General features: G+C 54.4%; 16 protein-coding genes. 4 read left to right on the top strand and 12 right to left on the bottom strand.

The window, feature by feature from the left end; translation table 11 throughout:
• Positions 1–59: 59 nt before the first annotated feature.
• The 9 genes from VK70_RS06525 to VK70_RS06485 form a co-directional block, all read right to left on the bottom strand.
• Positions 60–299 (bottom strand): YuzB family protein, encoded by a 240-nt coding sequence (locus VK70_RS06525; RefSeq protein ID WP_025695807.1) that lies wholly within the window; start codon positions 297–299, stop codon positions 60–62.
• A 53-nt stretch (positions 300–352) separates the two neighbouring features.
• A complete protein-coding gene (locus tag VK70_RS06520) occupies positions 353–655 on the bottom strand; it encodes a HesB/IscA family protein (RefSeq protein WP_025695808.1) in 303 nt (100 codons plus the stop codon).
• A gap of 90 nt (positions 656–745) precedes the next feature.
• Positions 746–1,024: a hypothetical protein gene (locus VK70_RS06515; protein WP_025695809.1), complete on the bottom strand. Its 279-nt coding sequence runs from the start codon at positions 1,022–1,024 to the stop codon at positions 746–748.
• A 133-nt stretch (positions 1,025–1,157) separates the two neighbouring features.
• On the bottom strand, positions 1,158–2,360 hold the full coding sequence (locus VK70_RS06510; protein WP_046723011.1) for a M14 family metallopeptidase: 1,203 nt from the start codon (positions 2,358–2,360) through the stop codon (positions 1,158–1,160).
• Positions 2,361–2,552: 192 nt separating this feature from the next.
• Positions 2,553–3,374 (bottom strand): glutamate racemase, encoded by an 822-nt coding sequence (gene racE / locus VK70_RS06505; RefSeq protein WP_025696430.1) that lies wholly within the window; start codon positions 3,372–3,374, stop codon positions 2,553–2,555.
• 356 nt (positions 3,375–3,730) lie between these two features.
• Positions 3,731–4,108: a YtxH domain-containing protein gene (locus VK70_RS06500; protein ID WP_025696432.1), complete on the bottom strand. Its 378-nt coding sequence runs from the start codon at positions 4,106–4,108 to the stop codon at positions 3,731–3,733.
• Between the two features lie 114 nt (positions 4,109–4,222).
• Positions 4,223–4,864 carry a helix-turn-helix transcriptional regulator gene (locus tag VK70_RS06495; protein ID WP_025696434.1) on the bottom strand — a complete coding sequence of 214 codons (642 nt, stop codon included), beginning with the start codon at positions 4,862–4,864 and terminating at the stop codon, positions 4,223–4,225.
• A gap of 45 nt (positions 4,865–4,909) precedes the next feature.
• A complete protein-coding gene (locus VK70_RS06490; RefSeq protein ID WP_025696435.1) occupies positions 4,910–5,353 on the bottom strand; it encodes a DUF86 domain-containing protein in 444 nt (147 codons plus the stop codon).
• Between the two features lie 182 nt (positions 5,354–5,535).
• Positions 5,536–5,823, bottom strand: coding sequence for a Dabb family protein (locus VK70_RS06485; RefSeq protein WP_025696438.1), 288 nt, complete (start codon positions 5,821–5,823; stop codon positions 5,536–5,538).
• 270 nt (positions 5,824–6,093) lie between these two features.
• Here VK70_RS06485 and VK70_RS06480 point away from each other — a divergent pair, with 270 nt between their 5' ends.
• A complete protein-coding gene (locus VK70_RS06480; RefSeq protein ID WP_025696440.1) occupies positions 6,094–6,687 on the top strand; it encodes a helix-turn-helix domain-containing protein in 594 nt (197 codons plus the stop codon).
• 14 nt (positions 6,688–6,701) lie between these two features.
• On the opposite strand, the gene VK70_RS06475 is transcribed toward VK70_RS06480, so the two are convergent.
• Complete coding sequence (locus VK70_RS06475; RefSeq protein WP_046724126.1) at positions 6,702–7,379, bottom strand: class I SAM-dependent methyltransferase; 678 nt, start codon at positions 7,377–7,379, stop codon at positions 6,702–6,704.
• Between the two features lie 225 nt (positions 7,380–7,604).
• On the bottom strand, positions 7,605–8,813 hold the full coding sequence (locus VK70_RS06470) for a GTP-binding protein (protein ID WP_046723009.1): 1,209 nt from the start codon (positions 8,811–8,813) through the stop codon (positions 7,605–7,607).
• A 255-nt stretch (positions 8,814–9,068) separates the two neighbouring features.
• Here VK70_RS06470 and VK70_RS06465 point away from each other — a divergent pair, with 255 nt between their 5' ends.
• The 3 genes from VK70_RS06465 to VK70_RS06455 are packed head-to-tail and all read left to right on the top strand — an operon-like array spanning position 9,069 to position 12,001.
• Positions 9,069–10,085, top strand: a complete 1,017-nt coding sequence (locus tag VK70_RS06465) for a CobW family GTP-binding protein (RefSeq protein ID WP_046723008.1) — start codon at positions 9,069–9,071, stop codon at positions 10,083–10,085.
• 17 nt (positions 10,086–10,102) lie between these two features.
• Positions 10,103–11,092, top strand: coding sequence for a permease (locus tag VK70_RS06460; protein WP_046723006.1), 990 nt, complete (start codon positions 10,103–10,105; stop codon positions 11,090–11,092).
• A 39-nt stretch (positions 11,093–11,131) separates the two neighbouring features.
• Entirely contained in the window at positions 11,132–12,001 is an 870-nt protein-coding gene (locus VK70_RS06455; RefSeq protein ID WP_158454055.1) for a TIGR03943 family putative permease subunit, read from the top strand.
• Positions 12,002–12,027: 26 nt separating this feature from the next.
• On the opposite strand, the gene VK70_RS06450 is transcribed toward VK70_RS06455, so the two are convergent.
• Complete coding sequence (locus VK70_RS06450) at positions 12,028–14,769, bottom strand: PAS domain-containing hybrid sensor histidine kinase/response regulator (protein WP_025696100.1); 2,742 nt, start codon at positions 14,767–14,769, stop codon at positions 12,028–12,030.
• Positions 14,770–14,842 lie beyond the last annotated feature (73 nt).

Raw genomic sequence — 14,842 nt, 5'->3', positions numbered from 1 at the left:
AACGGCCAAAAGAGCACTCTCCGAATTCCGGCAAAGCACAGATCCATTTTTGAACCTATCTACTTCTTTACTGCGGGCTGCTTAATGAAAGGCTCCACTTTCTTCAAAACCTCGTCCTCGGTCGGAGCACTGACATAGCGGCCGTTAATGTAGACGAAAGCGCGCTTGCCGCATGGGCCGCAGTAGGACTTGCAGCCGATTTTGATCTCGGCGTCAGGCGCCATTTTGCGGAGCTTCGGCAGAACGCTCTTGATGCTCATATGATTGCATTTATCGCAAATGCGTATATCGTTAGCCATTGCTGTTCCCTTCTTTGCCGTCCAGACAGCTTCAGCCTGTCAAACCCTATAGCTTAGTGGTCTCCGTGGTTGCCTTGGGACGGGTTCGTAATAACAAAACCTTCTTGCGGAAAATACAGATAGTCGACCTTTACGCCGTCAAGGAGCGGCTGCCCCTTCTCCAGAATAACGTCGATGTCCTTATCCGTCGGAATGACCTCGTCGTTCTCCTTGGGCGTGTCCAAATCAAGACCGTAGTGGGCGTGGTCGCCATGCGAATGGGTAATCAGAACGCGCAGCTTCAGATCCTTATTTTCTTCCAGATCCATTTGTTGCTTTATAACTTTAGCCGCGTTGCGGGTAATTTTGACTTTCATAGTCCGTCCATCTCCTGACAACTGGATTTCTATACTCTAGAGATATATTTTAAAGGAAAACCGCCGGATAATGCAACCAAACTTTAAATTTTATCTGCTCCCGTCATTTAGCCTCAATCTTTTCGGGCCATTCAGCGCCGGGTATTTGCGGTCCATTCTGGAGACGAACCAGGCCATCAGCATCATCGATACACCGATATCGTCAATCGGCATAAAAGGCATAACATCGGGCAGCACCCAATACAGCGCCACCGGAATCACGAACAGCAGCTTGTCCCCTAGCGCGACATGCGGAGAGACGACGTATTGCCATGTGCTTCGCAGCACGTGAGACCATCCTTTAAGCGACAGCAGCTTCCTTAGTTTCATCTTCGGTCTCCTTCCTGCCTTTAACCAGATCGATTCAGTAAAAAGGTACGGCCGTGCAGCAGTCTCTAGCGATGTATACGGCCATACCCTCTATATAGATTACGCAGCTATGCTGAAAATGTTTCACTTACTTTCAATGGGATAGAATAGCAGCCAATATCTGCCCCGTTTCCAGCGTCAGATCTTCAAAATCCTCAAGCGGGAGCGGATTTCTGCCCAGACCCAGTTCCACGGTGAACCCCGGTTTTCTGAATTTCATAATGAACCAGTCCTTAAATCCCGCGTCACTTTCCGTCAAAGCAACCGCTCGGTAGCCGCCGGCCAGCGCCATGCGTTCCGCGATTTCCTGGCTCTCCGGCGGCTCATATCCGCGATAGTTCCAGTAGATCTCCTGGCCTTGACTGTGCAGCGACACTGCTATATCCGCTGGCTCCTCCTCGCACAGCGAAGCCAGTGCAGCAGCCTCCGGCTCGCTGAGCGGCGACGGGCCGCCATAATCCCTGGGAGCAGGCCCGCTCATGCCCCGGCGCAACCGCTCTTCTTCCCAAAAGGCCGGGAATTGGTCCCCAAGGTCCACGCCCCGGATATTGGCTTTCCAGTGGCGGAAGCTGCGTCGTCCACCGTTCCATTCCGTAAGCTCCCGCCTGTAAGGATGCCATGGACCGGCTCCTTCCTGCACGAGCTCTACGCCGTCGGGGTTCGCCATCGGGACGGCCCAGACCGTCCAGTTGTAGAACCAGTCTTCCGGGCTGTGACCGTTCCATTTCCGGCCTTTCTCATAAGCCTCGGCATACTGCTCCAGAAAGGCTAGAAGACAGGGCGAGGTCAGCCACTCATTGGCATGCAGCGCCGCATTCACATGCAGTCTGCAGCGCCCGCTGCCGATCCGCAGCAAATGCAGCGGTTTTCCAAGGACACTGAAGCCTATCATATCTGCTGAGATAAAAGGATATTTATTGGTCAGAAGGCCGATATCCGCCGCAAGTTCCGAAGGCCCGTACTCGCCACGCAGGCGCACAACCGCCGCCGGCTCGGACACCGGGATCACCAAGGTTTTTCCAGACGGGCAGAACCCGTCCGGAGATATACCGGGATTAAGCTGTTCCAGCCCTTCCAGGCTGACGCCGTACAGTGCCGCCACCTCCCTTATGCGTTCCCCTCCCTGGGCAATATATCGCCTGCGCTGGACGGTAGGCAGGAACAGCACCTGCCCCGGAAAAAGGTACGGCTGCTCGGCCGCCCAGGGATTCCCCTGTATTACATGCCCTGGAGTAAGTCCATGCGCCGCGGCTATCCGTCTCACGGTATCTCCCTTGCGGACAATATATTGAAGCATACCTCTCATCCTCTCCGCTGCGTTTCCTTCTGTAGCTGTGACTGCTTAAATGGACGGCAAAGCCATTTCTTCTTGATTGTATGCGAATCCTCTTGTCCTACATGCGCAAAGAACGGCCGGGCTTGCGCCGCCCGGCCGTTCTGAATCCGAATATGATTTTAACCTGAATGAAAGAGTTGTCCCTGGTTACATTCAGACGTCCGCAGGTTCAAGCGATGACACCTGCCAGACCACCGGCGTGCGTCTGATCTGCTCTCCAAGCCAGTCCATGGCGATCCTCTGAAATATGCCGGCATCTCCGCTGCAGAAGAACTGATGCACCGGACTGTCGTCTCCACTCGCCAGCTTTCCCTTGTCGTACAAAATGGTGCTGATCTCGCGCGCCGTCTCGTCCGCAGAACTGATCAGCTTGACTCCGGGCCCCATTGCCCGGCCGATCGGCTCTACGAGAAACGGGTAATGCGTACACCCGAGGATAAGGGTATCAATCGGTTCATGCTTAATCCCGTTCAGCGAATCACGCACCGCAAGGTCGCATTCCTCCGTACGGAACATCCCCTGTTCGACCAGCGGGGCAAGCGCCGGACATGCCTGGCTGACGACCTCAACATACGGGGACAGCTGTTTCAGCGCTGCCGTGTAAGCTCCGCTGCCGATCGTTCCGACGGTACCGATTACGCCTACCCGTCCGGTCTTTGTCGCGCTGATGGCGGCGCGGGCGCCGGGATGAATAACGCCGATGACCGGAATCTCCACTTTCGCCGATATATAATCGAGCGCGGCAGCAGTCGCCGTGTTGCAAGCGATCACGATCATTTTAGGATTGAATTGAATAAGATAATCGACAATTTGCTCGGTAAAAAGTGTTACTTCCTCGGACGAACGGGGTCCGTACGGGGAGCGGGCGGTGTCTCCGAAATAAATGATTTTCTCCCTCGGCAGCTGCCTCATTACTTCCTTGGCAACCGTCAATCCGCCTACGCCCGAGTCTAGTATAGCGATAGCTTGCTGCACGAACACACGCTTCCTTCATCTTGTTTTAAATAGCTTATGTAAGGCGGAAGCAAAGTGTACCAGGCTTCCTGTCCCAATTGCAGATAATACTCCAATTATCTTCCTAGTTCAAGAGGAGAAACTCCCCCCCGCCTTAATCCTGGACTGCGCAGCTTCTCGCCCCTAGTCCGCCAGGAACCTTACATAGATACGAAAAAGATAAATGCCCTTGAACGGAACGCCTTTTCGCAACAAGCGAAGCGGGGGCCGTTCAAGGGCATACCGTATAGCTGTGAAAGCAATAGCTTACAGGTTTTGTCAGGCATCGCGATCTGACCGGGCGACCGCCGGCTATACGGCTGCCGGCGTGACAGCCGTCACGCCTTTTCCCCGGTGTCATCCGCGGCTGATGAGCCAATTTCATCCCCGGGGCCGGAGCCGTCCGGCGCCGGTTCAATCTCCTGGGCAGTAATGACCGTGGCTTCATCCTCTGCCTTAGTGAACTGTTTGCTCCAGTCCGTTACCTCTTGAATCACCTGCTCCACCGAGTCCTTGGCTTTGCTGTACCATTCCACGGTCTTGTCTGAGGTCTGATGAACAAGTTCCTGGGCTTTATCCACTGTTGCCGCAGCGCCGTCCGAGATATCCTTGCGCAGCTCTTTTCCGGATTTGGGCGCCAGCAGCAGAGCGGTCACCGAACCGACGGCGCCCCCGGCAACTATTCCCCACAGCAAGCTTTTCGTGTTCTTCTTCATCCTTCATCTCTCCTTTACGGGCGAATGCCTAGATCCTGCTTATATCATAAGCAGAGAGAGGCCGTCCCGTGACTGATGAGGAAGTTTTTTTGCTATCTGGTGATTGCCGTTTCCTTACGAAAGGTGCATCGGTTTAATCGAGTATCTGCAGCACTGCCCGCCCTCGGCCATGCAGTCACTGCGCGAAACTCTCGCATTCAGCAATTCCTCGAACAGATTGTTCTCACACTCGCAGGCCTTGCGGTACTGGATGGCAACCTGGCGGATGGGGCAGTTGTACTCCCGGAGCACGAAAGATCCGTCCTCTTCCCGGTCCCATTCCGCCATGTAGCCGCCGGAATTCTGGATGGCGGACAGTTCCGCCACTCTCTCTTCGAGGTCTCTCCGCTCCATCATGGGGCTGTACTGCGCGAGCAGCCTGCGCCTCCGCCCCTCGAACAGGACGTTCACGGCCTCGGTCCCGCTGGTGTGTTCCAATTCGCGAAGCAGCTCCAGCGTAAGGTTGTGATAATTTTTGGGAAAATAGTCTTCGGCTCTTTCCGTCAGCGAATACATATGCATAGGCCGGCCCATCGCCTGCCGCACAATCTTGTTTCTGGCCAGGCCTTCCCGCTCAAGCTGCAGCACATGGCGCCTTACTCCCATTTCCGTAATGCCGAGTTCCTCGGCCAGTGCTCCGATAGTCAACGGTCCTCTCATTTTTAGAAGCGTCATAATGATGTGTCTGGTCGAACCGTTCTCCTGCCCTCTCTTCATCTCGGTCCCCCCTTCTGCTCACAGATTTCACAGGCGCGGCGGATCTTAGCTCACCGGCAGGGCGGTGCCCAGTTCCTGATTCAGATAGCTTCTGACTTCGGCGGCAAAGCAGGTCAGCAGCTCCGGAAGGACGGCCGTCAGCGGATGCAGCCGCCCCCGCTCCCAGGCGTAATATTCCTGTACAAGAGAGCCCCGCATCGACACCAGCTCGATAAGCCGGTCATACATCTCTTTATCGCGAAATACCGACTCCTCATAAATGACGGTGACGATATCCTCGTAGCTGCCGGCATCGCGCATAATAAAACCGTCAATAAGACAGCTGCCGACATCGGTGACGATCTCGATCGAGAGATGAAGGCAGCGTTCCTGCACCAGCCCCCAGATCTTCCCCCCGTCCCAGGAAGCCGCCGCCATTCGCAGCCCGTCCGCAATATCGGGAATTTGTCCTAAAATGTGTTCAATTTGCTCGCGGTTTACATAGTACATTTCAGGCACTCCTTTGCTATTTGCGGCGTTTGCCGCGGCGCTTCAGCCAAAACAGCATAATAAAGCAGGCCGCAAAAAATACCACAAGATAGGTTAACGCTTCCATCGGGTATTCCAGCTCACGCATTCCGCTCACCGCTTTCCGTCATCAGATAGCCGTGTTTATGACAGATAAATACCTTTTAAAGCTCGTAATCCACAGCGAAGGAAAGCTCTTTAACCTCACTAATATAAGCGATAACTTCCTTGTGCGCGGGATGTACCTGGTAAGCGTCGAGATCTTCGAGATTGGCAAAAGCTGCGGTCAAGACGATATCGAATGAACGCTCGGTGCGCAGAATGTCGGCTCCGATTTCCAGCGAGATCAGCTGAGGGATTTTTCCTTCCATGTTGCGAAGCACGGCGACGGTCTTGGCCACACTTTCCTCCGAACCATCCTTCAGTTTAAAAAACACAACATGCTTTATCATTTCTTTTCGCTCCCCGTTATTGGATTGTAATGTGTTTATAAGTTTATTAAAAATATATCATAACCCCCCGTTTTCCGAAAGGAAGCTGCGGCGGCAGGGGATGTGTAAGGAATATCCATTGCCTTGAAACGGACAAGTATTGTAGTATATTTTCAAAAAGAAACGGCTGCACCGTCCCGCTTAAAGACGGAAGCGTTTCTCGTTGAAATATTTGGTCAAGGATAAGCATAAAGCTTATTCTTTCTTATATTTCAAGAAATCGGAGGTAGTATGCCTACAAATCAGTCAGAGCCTTATAAAATACAGGCGTGGTCTCTGGTTAACCGCAAATATCTGGGAAAGGGCGTCCGGATTAAGAGATTCCGCCGTCCCCAGAGAAGCCAGATCCGCAACCGCGTGCTGCTAGCCGTGCTGATGTCCCGCGATATCAAGCTGTCCAAGTTTGCGGAAGAGCTTTCCGTATCCTCAAGGAGCGTTAGCGCCTGGGTGTATGAAAGCCGCATTCCGTCCAGGACCAATATGGAAAAAGCCTGCCGCTATCTCGGTTATCCCCAGCATGTCTTGTTTAATGAAGCGCTGCTTCGCCAGAGTCCGATTCTGTGCCAGCCTGCTCCTTCCAGGTACATGAAGCGGAGCAAGGTGTATCCACGCCGCAGCGACATTCTGACCGGACTGTGCATGGTGCATGATCTTTCCGTCACCGACGCCGGGTATTGGATTGGGGTTCATCCCGGGACCTTTCGCAAATGGCTGCACAATAGCCAGCTCCCGTCTCCTTCCCTGCAGGAAAAGGCGGAAGCGTTCTTCCGGATACCCCGGGCCATTTTGTTCGCCGATTGCGTCCCCAAGGGCAGTAATAATTAGTGCTGCCCGCCTTGTCAGGTGGAGTCGCGGGGATCTTCTTCGGCGATTCCGCCTGAGCCTTTTTTCCTGGCGGCGATTGTTCTCAAAATATACTCATGCTGCCCCTCGCTCGGCCCGCCAAACATCTCCTTCAAGGTGCCGGTCTCCAATATTTCCATTTCTGAGAAATGCGCCTTTAGATCGTCCTCGCTGAAAAAGTGGGCGAACTTCCCCTCTTTATAACGGTAGGTTCCCGGTTCAAGCCGCTCTCCGCGGCCGTTACTCAGATCTTCGTCGGAGAAGCAGGTAAAATAGACGAGGCCCCCGGGCCGCAGCTGCTTCAAGCAGGCGGCCACCAGCCTTAGGCGTTCCGGCTCCAGGAACAAATGCAGCACATCATAACAGTATACCGCGTCATAGCATTCGCCCTGCTCCGGGTCATCCAGCGCGGAGCCGCAAGTGATCCGGCTGTCCGGGTCCCACTTCTCCGCTATCTTCACGGCGGCCTCGCTTAATTCCGCCCCTTCCACCTCGAATGTTTGTGAGAAAGCTTTCGTATTGCGCCCATACCCGGCCCCGGGCACGAATACCGTCCGGACACCGTGGGACAGAAACAGATCCTTTGCCATATAGGCGGTCGGACTCGGCTCCGTCCCCCAAATCATGCCTTCCTTCCCAAACCGTTGGTTCCAATATTGTTCGTGGCTTTGCATGCTGTCCCCCATTCGTTTTTTTTACTCTTCACTACTATTCGCTCCAATATATTCCAAATCCTTCCTTATCGCAAAAAAACATGCTCCTATCGAATATGACGAAAAGGCCGGTCTCCACCTTCCGGTAAGAGAGTCGGCCTCGAAGCCTTTCAATATTTTAATTTAGCGCCAGGTGCCGGCTTGGTTGCGCTGCGCCGGGATCGGTCCTTTCAGCGACGGTCCAAGTTAATTACCAGCAGGCATTAACTCCTCCTCGGACGGCCAAGGAAGCGGATTGTTGAATTTGCTCCAATCCTGCTTCATCTCCTCGTCGGTCAACAGACAGCGATCCAGCCTCGCTTCGATGTCGGCGCGGTCCATATCCATTCCGATGAACACAATCTCCGTCATCCGGTCGCCCCACTGCTCGTCCCATTTCTCCTTGATCTCCGGCTCGCTTTCCAATACCTCAAGCTGCTGTTGCTGTGGCAGCGATGCCAGCCAGTAACCGGCAGGTCCGAACTGGATAGAAGGTCCCGCTTGGCTCAGCGAAGCGGCAATGTCGCCGCGCGTACCCATCCAGACGAAGCCCTTGGCTCGCACCACTTCAACCGGCCAATTGTTGAAAAAGAAACTCAGCCGCTCGGGATGCAAAGGTCTTCTGCGGCGGTACACGAAAGAAGAGATGCCGTATTCCTCCGTCTCCGGCGTATGGCTGTCCTTGTTCAGCTCGGCGATCCATCCCGAGGACAGACTCGTTCTTTCAAAATCAAATAGACCGGTATTCAGGATTTCCTTCGGATCGACGGCGCCATTAACCGTCCGGATGATCTTGGCCTCCGGCTGAAGCTTGCGGAGAACCGCTTCCAGCTTGTTCAGCTCCTCTTCCGCCACCAGATCGCATTTATTCAGCAGCAGCACGTCGCAAGTCTCAATCTGGTCGATCAACAGATCGACAATATCCCGGAAATCGCTCTCGTCCGTTCCTTGATTGCGGTCAAGCAGGCTGTCGCCCGAGCCAAAGTCATGCCAGAAACGGTTCGCGTCTACAACGGTTACCATAGTATCCAGGCGGGCCAATTCCGTCAGATCGACATCCAGATCGGGGCTCGCATACGTGAATGTCTGCGCGACCGGAACCGGCTCGCTGATTCCCGAGGATTCGATCAGGATATAGTCGAACCGGTCCTCTTGCGCAAGCTTCTTCACTTCGAGCAGCAGATCGTTGCGCAGCGTGCAGCAGATACAGCCGTTGGACATTTCCACCAGCTTCTCCTCTGTCCGGGACAGCGTATTGCCCGACTTGACCAGATTGGCATCCACATTCACTTCGCTCATATCGTTGACGATAACGGCCACCTTCAGGCCATCCCGATTGTTCAAAATATGATTCAGCAGCGTCGTCTTGCCTGAACCGAGATATCCGCTAAGCACGGTGACGGGTATTTTTTTCATGGACTAAGATTTCACTCCTTATTATCATTCATCCGATTAGCGCGGCGCTTATCAGGTTTCACGGCGCACTATAATCGTAATATTTACGATTAAATCATTTTAGTTCACCTATGTCAACCATGACGCGGCAAAAATGCCGACGCCTCTATTGGGACAGATGCAAGAAAATCGGTCTTTATACGGGGCCGGACACGTATAGATGGAACTAAGAATATAGCAATCTTTACGGAGAGTCGGAGAATCGGAGGAGTGGGAATGAGAATACCGGTAATTACCTTGAGTGGATTTCTGGGAAGCGGCAAAACAACCCTGCTGCTGTCCCTGCTAAAAGAGAGCTATGCGCGCGGCCTTCAGCCGGGCGTCCTGATGAACGAGCTTGGCAAGCAGGATGTGGACGGGTACATCTTGGAGGAGCAGACCGGCGCTGCGGTTGAGAAGCTGCTGGACGGCTGCGTGTGCTGCAGCCGCAGGGAAGAACTCGGAGACAGTCTGGAGCTGCTGATCAAGCGGCGTCCCGACGTGATATTCATAGAGCTTACGGGCGTAGCCGACCCCGATGAGATTTCACGGTCTCTTCATGAGCCGTACTTAGCAACCCGCCTGTCGGCGCATGCTGTGGTGACGCTCGTTGACGCTGAAAACATGCTCGACTATAACAGCCGTCTGTCCTCGGACAAACAGCTTGTACGCACGCTCCGCAGCCAACTGGCTTTGGCGAATCTCATTATTGTGAACAAAAGCGATCTCGTAACCCCGGAAATTCTGACCAAGATTGAAAAAGCGATCCGCAAACGGAACCCCAATGCGGAGATTGAATTCACAGCCTACAGCCGGATTCCGTTGCACTCCCTGCTGGCCGGAATTGTCCCGAAAGAGACGAAACCGCTGCCCAAGCGGGCACCGTTGGGCTTCCAGGGAAGCCCGCTCCGGAAGACGGCAGCCGGGCGTAGTGAAGCCGTACCGGACAACGCGCCCGGGGAACACGCTGCCTCGTTCTCGCAAGTTGGCGCGGTAACGCTGGCTTTTCCGCAAGGCAAGACGCTGCCGAAGGCGGTGCTTGAAGCGTTCTTCGGGGAATGGGCGGACAGGCTGCTACGGGCCAAAGGGCATGTGCAGCTTCCCGGCGGAAAGCCGGTGCAGTTGGTTCAGCATGCCGGCTCACGGACGACATGGGAAGATTCCCGGTATCCCGGTGCACCTTATCTCGTATTTATCGGCACAAATCTCAACGGGGAACAGCTGGCTGAGCGCTGGGCCGCCCTGTTCCGCTGACAGAAAGGGGAAGCCGCATGACCTCTTTTTCGCCGCTCAAAATGCTGCCGTTGCTCCTGCCCGCGGCTTTTCTGATCATCCCCGCCGTTCTGTGGCTTCCGCAGCACCGCGAGCTGCTGGACAGTCCTTATCTCTATACGTTCAAGACAGGCTTTATCGGCATTTTGCTGGAGGCTCTTCCTTTTGTTCTAACGGGTGCGCTGCTGTCCTCGGTGATCGGCGTCTTCATCCCTGATGAGGCAATTACCCGCTGGGTTCCGCGGCAGGCGCTTCCGGCGCTGCTGTTCGCCTGTCTTCTGGGCGTTATCTTCCCTATCTGCGAATGCGGAATGATTCCGCTCGTCCGGCGGCTGCTCCGCAAGGGGATGCCGCTCTATGTCGGGATTGCGTTCATCCTATCAGGCCCCATCCTTAATCCGATCGTCTTCAGCGCCACGCTGACCGCCTTCCGCAGTCACCCCGGCCTGGCTTACGCCCGGATGGGCCTAGCCTTCGCCGTTTCGCTTATCATTGGGTTTATCGTTTACGCCACCGTCAAGCGCTCGCCGCTCCGTCTCTCCATGCAGCGCGGTGATGAAGAACTGCACCATGAAGCCTTGAACGGAGGCAGGCTCGCGGCCGTGTTCACGCATGCTGCGGATGATTTTTTTGAAATGGGAAAATATTTGATACTCGGCTGTCTGCTCACGTCCCTCATCCAGACCTTCGTCGTTCAGAGCAGCCTAGCTTCTATCGGCGGCAGACCGCTTGGCTCCTATCTCTTTATGATGGGCTTCGCCTTCATCCTGTCACTCTGTTCCACCTCCGACGCCTTCGTGGCCTCGTCATTTGCACATTCATTCCCTTCCGGTTCGCTGTTGGCCTTTATGGTGCTCGGTCCGATGCTCGACTTCAAGAATGCGATGATGCTGATGTCGCTTTTCAAGACAAGGTTTGCGCTCTACTTGTTCTTTCTGATTGCCTCCACTGTCTTCACCGGCGCGATTCTGCTGTCGGGATGGCTGTGATTTTCGCCTATGCTCCGCAAAACTTTTAGGAGGAGACGTATGATGTATAGTTCCGGCAGCGTCAAACGCCATTACTTATTCCGGGCGGCCGTTCTGCTGGCCTTCGCCGTCTACATCGAACACCTGGCGCGGCATGATGCGCTCCACTATTATGTCACGCCAAAGCTCGCGGTCTGGGTCAGGCTCTGCCCGGTTCCGCTCTCATTCATGGCGCTCAGTCTGGCTGTCCAGGCCCTGTTCGGCGGACCGAGCGCCATCTGCGGCTGCGGCCGCCAGCTTCCGCGTTCACGGGCCGGCAGCGCCGCAATGTACGGTGTCTTCCTGCTTCCCCTGTTGCTCGGATTCGCTCTGCCGGACCGCGCGCTCGGGAGCGCCGCCGCAACCCGCAAAGGTATTTCGTTAAACTATTCATCGCTCGTTCCTAAGGAATCCGCCCGGTTTCAGACGAGCGATCCATTCGCCGCAGAATTCGCCGCCTTAGCTAAAAAGCTGTACAGCCAGCCGGTTATTCCCGTATTTCCGCAAATCTTTACGGAAACCTTGGGAACGCTCGAAAGGTTCAAGCATGATTTCGAGGGAAAAGAGATTGTGGTCAGCGGCTTTTTGTACCGCGAGAATACCGGCTCCATGGGCGGCCGCTTCGCGGTAAGCCGCTTTCTTGTGCAGTGCTGCACTGCCGATGCAACGCCGCTCGGTATTCTAGTATATGCCAAGCAGCAAAAAAGCCTGCCCGTGGATACCTGGATCAAGGTTCGGGGCAAGCTTCAAGTTGTTGTTTACAAGGGCAAGGAAACGCTGCAAATCGATGCCGAATCCGTTACAAAGGTTGAGCAATCTTCCACTCCGTATGTGTATACCAGCCCAGATTCCGAAGAAGAATGGGACCAGCTGCTGGGTTCGGCGAAATAGCTTGCATTCCGGCCGATTCATCTATATCAATCGCTCTCGCTTACCATTATTTTGCCGGTTAACGCACTCGCTGGCCCCCACTGCTTCAGCACCCTGTCCAGATCATCGCCATGGATCGGCTTGGAAATGAAATCCTGCATTCCCGCTTTGATGCACATCTCCCTGTCTTCTTTTCTGGCGAAAGCCGTTACCGCAATAATGATCGGGTGGGGGCCGTATTTTTCCCTGATCAGAGCGGTCGCTTCAAGGCCGTCCATTAACGGCATCTGGATATCCATGAGGATCAGATCATAGTCTTTTGAGTTAGCGGCCCTCACAGCCTGTTCCCCGTCCTCCGCGATATCCGGAGAATACCCCCGTTTCTGCAAAAAGGTCTTCATCAAATACCGGTTAACCGGATGATCTTCCGCAATCAAGATGGATAAAGGACCGTACCGGCCTTCGTCAGGTGATTCCGGTCCATGCGGTTCACCCGTCTCCTCCTCCGCCTCCTCTTCGGAGGGGACCGCTCCGCCCGGAATTACGGCTTCCACCGTAAAGTAGAACGAAGAACCCTCGCCCTCCCGGCTGTCCACGCCGATCGTGCCTCCGAGAAGCTCGGCCAGCTTCTTGCTGATCGCAAGCCCAAGGCCCGTTCCGCCGTATTTCCGGTTAATGGATGGATGAAGCTGCGTGAAGGACTGGAACAGCTGTCCCTGTCTGTCCTCGGGAATGCCAATACCGGTATCTTTTACCGTAAACAGCACGATGATCCGGGAAGGATTCCGGACCGCGCCCAGCTTCACTTCAATGTCAATGCTGCCGCTATTCGTGAATTTAACGGCATTGCCCACCAGATTCACAAGAATCTGCCGCAGTCTGGCCTCGTCGGTAATCAGCGTTTCCGGAAGCTCCGGATCCATATCGTAGCTAAGATTCAGCCTTTTATCCGACACCTTTGGATAGAACAGATCGCTTACGCCCTGCAGCACACCTCGCAAGTCTACCTCTTTAAGCTCCAGCGTCATCATGCCCGCTTCGATTTTGCTGAAATCAAGCACCTCGTTCAGAATGTGCAGCAGCGATTCTCCGCTCTGGCTGATGATCTCGGCATAACCGCGCTGCTCCTCGTCCAGCTCCGTATCCTTGAGCAGATCCGTCATACCGATAATCCCGTTCATCGGCGTGCGCAGCTCATGGCTAATAATCGCCAGAAACTCCGATTTGGCGCGGTCCGCCTGCTCGGCTGATTCTTTGGCCCGCCGGATCTCCTTCTCTTCCGTAATGTCCCGGAATACGACAACGGTTCCCTTTCTTATCCCCTTGTCATACAGCGGAGACATACGGTAATTGACCAAGAAGCTTGAGCCGTCCTGCCGCCAGAAGACGCCTTCCCGCTCGTCGTGCATTCCGCTCTCCGAGAACATCCGAAGCAGGCTCATTTGCTCGCCCGCATATTCGCCGCTCAGCCTCATCAGTTGAATCGGGTCATCCTGGCTGCGGCCCGTCCACTCCCCTGGCCCGTATCCGAGCAGACCGGCTGCCGCCGGATTAATAAACATCGTCCGGCCTTCCATGTCGATGCCGAATATCCCCTCGGATACCGAGTTCAGGATCAGCGCATGCTCGTAGCTTAGCTTTTCAATTTGATTGAGATGGCGCTTATGTTCCGTAATGTCGCTTGTAATGCTGAACACGCCAACCACATCGCCATCCACCAGTATGGGCACAAAAATCATACTGGCCTCCACAATATGACCGTCCCGGTGAACGATTCGGCTCTCAAAAGTCTGGGCAATGCCTCCCACAGCGCGCCGATATCGTTCGCTCACGTAGTTCAGTTCATCCGAATCAACGACCTCGGTGAAATGGGACATCAGAAGATCGGAGCGGACATAGCCGGTCATATATTCCATACTGGAATTCACAGACAGGGTCCGGCCGAGCAAATCCATGACGCTGATGGCGGAAGGATTATACTCGAATAGGGATTTGTACCGGTTCTGGCTCTCCTCCAGCTTCATTTCATACTGTTTGCGGCCCCCGGCATCCCGCGAGACCGCGATAATCTCATAGTTCTGCTTATCTTCGGAATACACGCGGCGGAGCGTTGTCTCAGTCCACATATAGCTTCCGTCCTTACACCGAAAACGGAACAGAATCGGAAGATTCTCCTTGCCCCTCATGCAGTCTTGCAGGTAATTCTTTACCATACCCAAATCATCGGGATGGATATAATCAAGCGCCCGGGTGCCGGTCATCTCTTCCGGAGTATAGCCGTACATCTGCAGGCAGATCGACGAGGCGTACAGATAAGTGGCAAATCCGTCGACCGCGTTCCGCGAGATGAAGTCCAGTGAATTCTCGGAGATCAGGCGATAGTTCCGCTCGCTGGCCCGCAGCTTCTCTTCGGCCTGCTTGCGAATAGTGATGTCTGTCACTTCGACAACCAGACAGTGAGGTTCGCCTTCCGGCTGCTCCCGAATCAATATCAGATGAAGCTTCGCCCACAGCAGCCCGCCGTCTTTTCGGGTAAACCGCTTTTCTTTATAACATTCCTCGCCGGGCTGGGCCAGCATAAATGTAAGAATAGAGTAGGGGACGGAGGCGTAATTCTCATCCGGCATCACAAGCTCACCGTAACGAAGTCCCCTCAGTTCTTGCTCAGTATAGCCGAACATTCGGCAGAGAGCCGGATTGCAGCGCGTCATCATCCCATCCTGCAGAGAAATCATGGCGATTCCACTGGATGAACGAAGATAGACCTGCTCAAATATTAAATCGGACACAAGGGAGCCCTCCTCAGCAAGCATGTGACAATTTATTAGAACACTATATGTTTAAGTATAGCGGGTTCCGACA

Origin of the sequence: Paenibacillus durus ATCC 35681 (assembly GCF_000993825.1) — a bacterium.
Classification (GTDB): domain Bacteria; phylum Bacillota; class Bacilli; order Paenibacillales; family Paenibacillaceae; genus Paenibacillus_AQ; species Paenibacillus_AQ durus_B.
This window is presented reverse-complemented; position numbering and strand designations above follow the sequence as displayed.

Excerpts from the sequence above, each read along its gene's own strand:
- VK70_RS06525 (WP_025695807.1), bottom strand. The coding sequence starts at position 299 with ATGGCTAACGATATACGCATTTGCGATAAATGCAATCATATGAGCATC.
- VK70_RS06520 (WP_025695808.1), bottom strand. The coding sequence starts at position 655 with ATGAAAGTCAAAATTACCCGCAACGCGGCTAAAGTTATAAAGCAACAA.
- VK70_RS06515 (WP_025695809.1), bottom strand. The coding sequence starts at position 1,024 with ATGAAACTAAGGAAGCTGCTGTCGCTTAAAGGATGGTCTCACGTGCTG.
- VK70_RS06510 (WP_046723011.1), bottom strand. The coding sequence starts at position 2,360 with ATGCTTCAATATATTGTCCGCAAGGGAGATACCGTGAGACGGATAGCC.
- VK70_RS06500 (WP_025696432.1), bottom strand. The coding sequence starts at position 4,108 with ATGAAGAAGAACACGAAAAGCTTGCTGTGGGGAATAGTTGCCGGGGGC.
- VK70_RS06495 (WP_025696434.1), bottom strand. The coding sequence starts at position 4,864 with ATGAAGAGAGGGCAGGAGAACGGTTCGACCAGACACATCATTATGACG.
- VK70_RS06490 (WP_025696435.1), bottom strand. The coding sequence starts at position 5,353 with ATGTACTATGTAAACCGCGAGCAAATTGAACACATTTTAGGACAAATT.
- VK70_RS06485 (WP_025696438.1), bottom strand. The coding sequence starts at position 5,823 with ATGATAAAGCATGTTGTGTTTTTTAAACTGAAGGATGGTTCGGAGGAA.
- VK70_RS06480 (WP_025696440.1), top strand. The coding sequence starts at position 6,094 with ATGCCTACAAATCAGTCAGAGCCTTATAAAATACAGGCGTGGTCTCTG.
- VK70_RS06475 (WP_046724126.1), bottom strand. The coding sequence starts at position 7,379 with ATGCAAAGCCACGAACAATATTGGAACCAACGGTTTGGGAAGGAAGGC.
- VK70_RS06470 (WP_046723009.1), bottom strand. The coding sequence starts at position 8,813 with ATGAAAAAAATACCCGTCACCGTGCTTAGCGGATATCTCGGTTCAGGC.
- VK70_RS06465 (WP_046723008.1), top strand. The coding sequence starts at position 9,069 with ATGAGAATACCGGTAATTACCTTGAGTGGATTTCTGGGAAGCGGCAAA.
- VK70_RS06460 (WP_046723006.1), top strand. The coding sequence starts at position 10,103 with ATGACCTCTTTTTCGCCGCTCAAAATGCTGCCGTTGCTCCTGCCCGCG.
- VK70_RS06455 (WP_158454055.1), top strand. The coding sequence starts at position 11,132 with ATGATGTATAGTTCCGGCAGCGTCAAACGCCATTACTTATTCCGGGCG.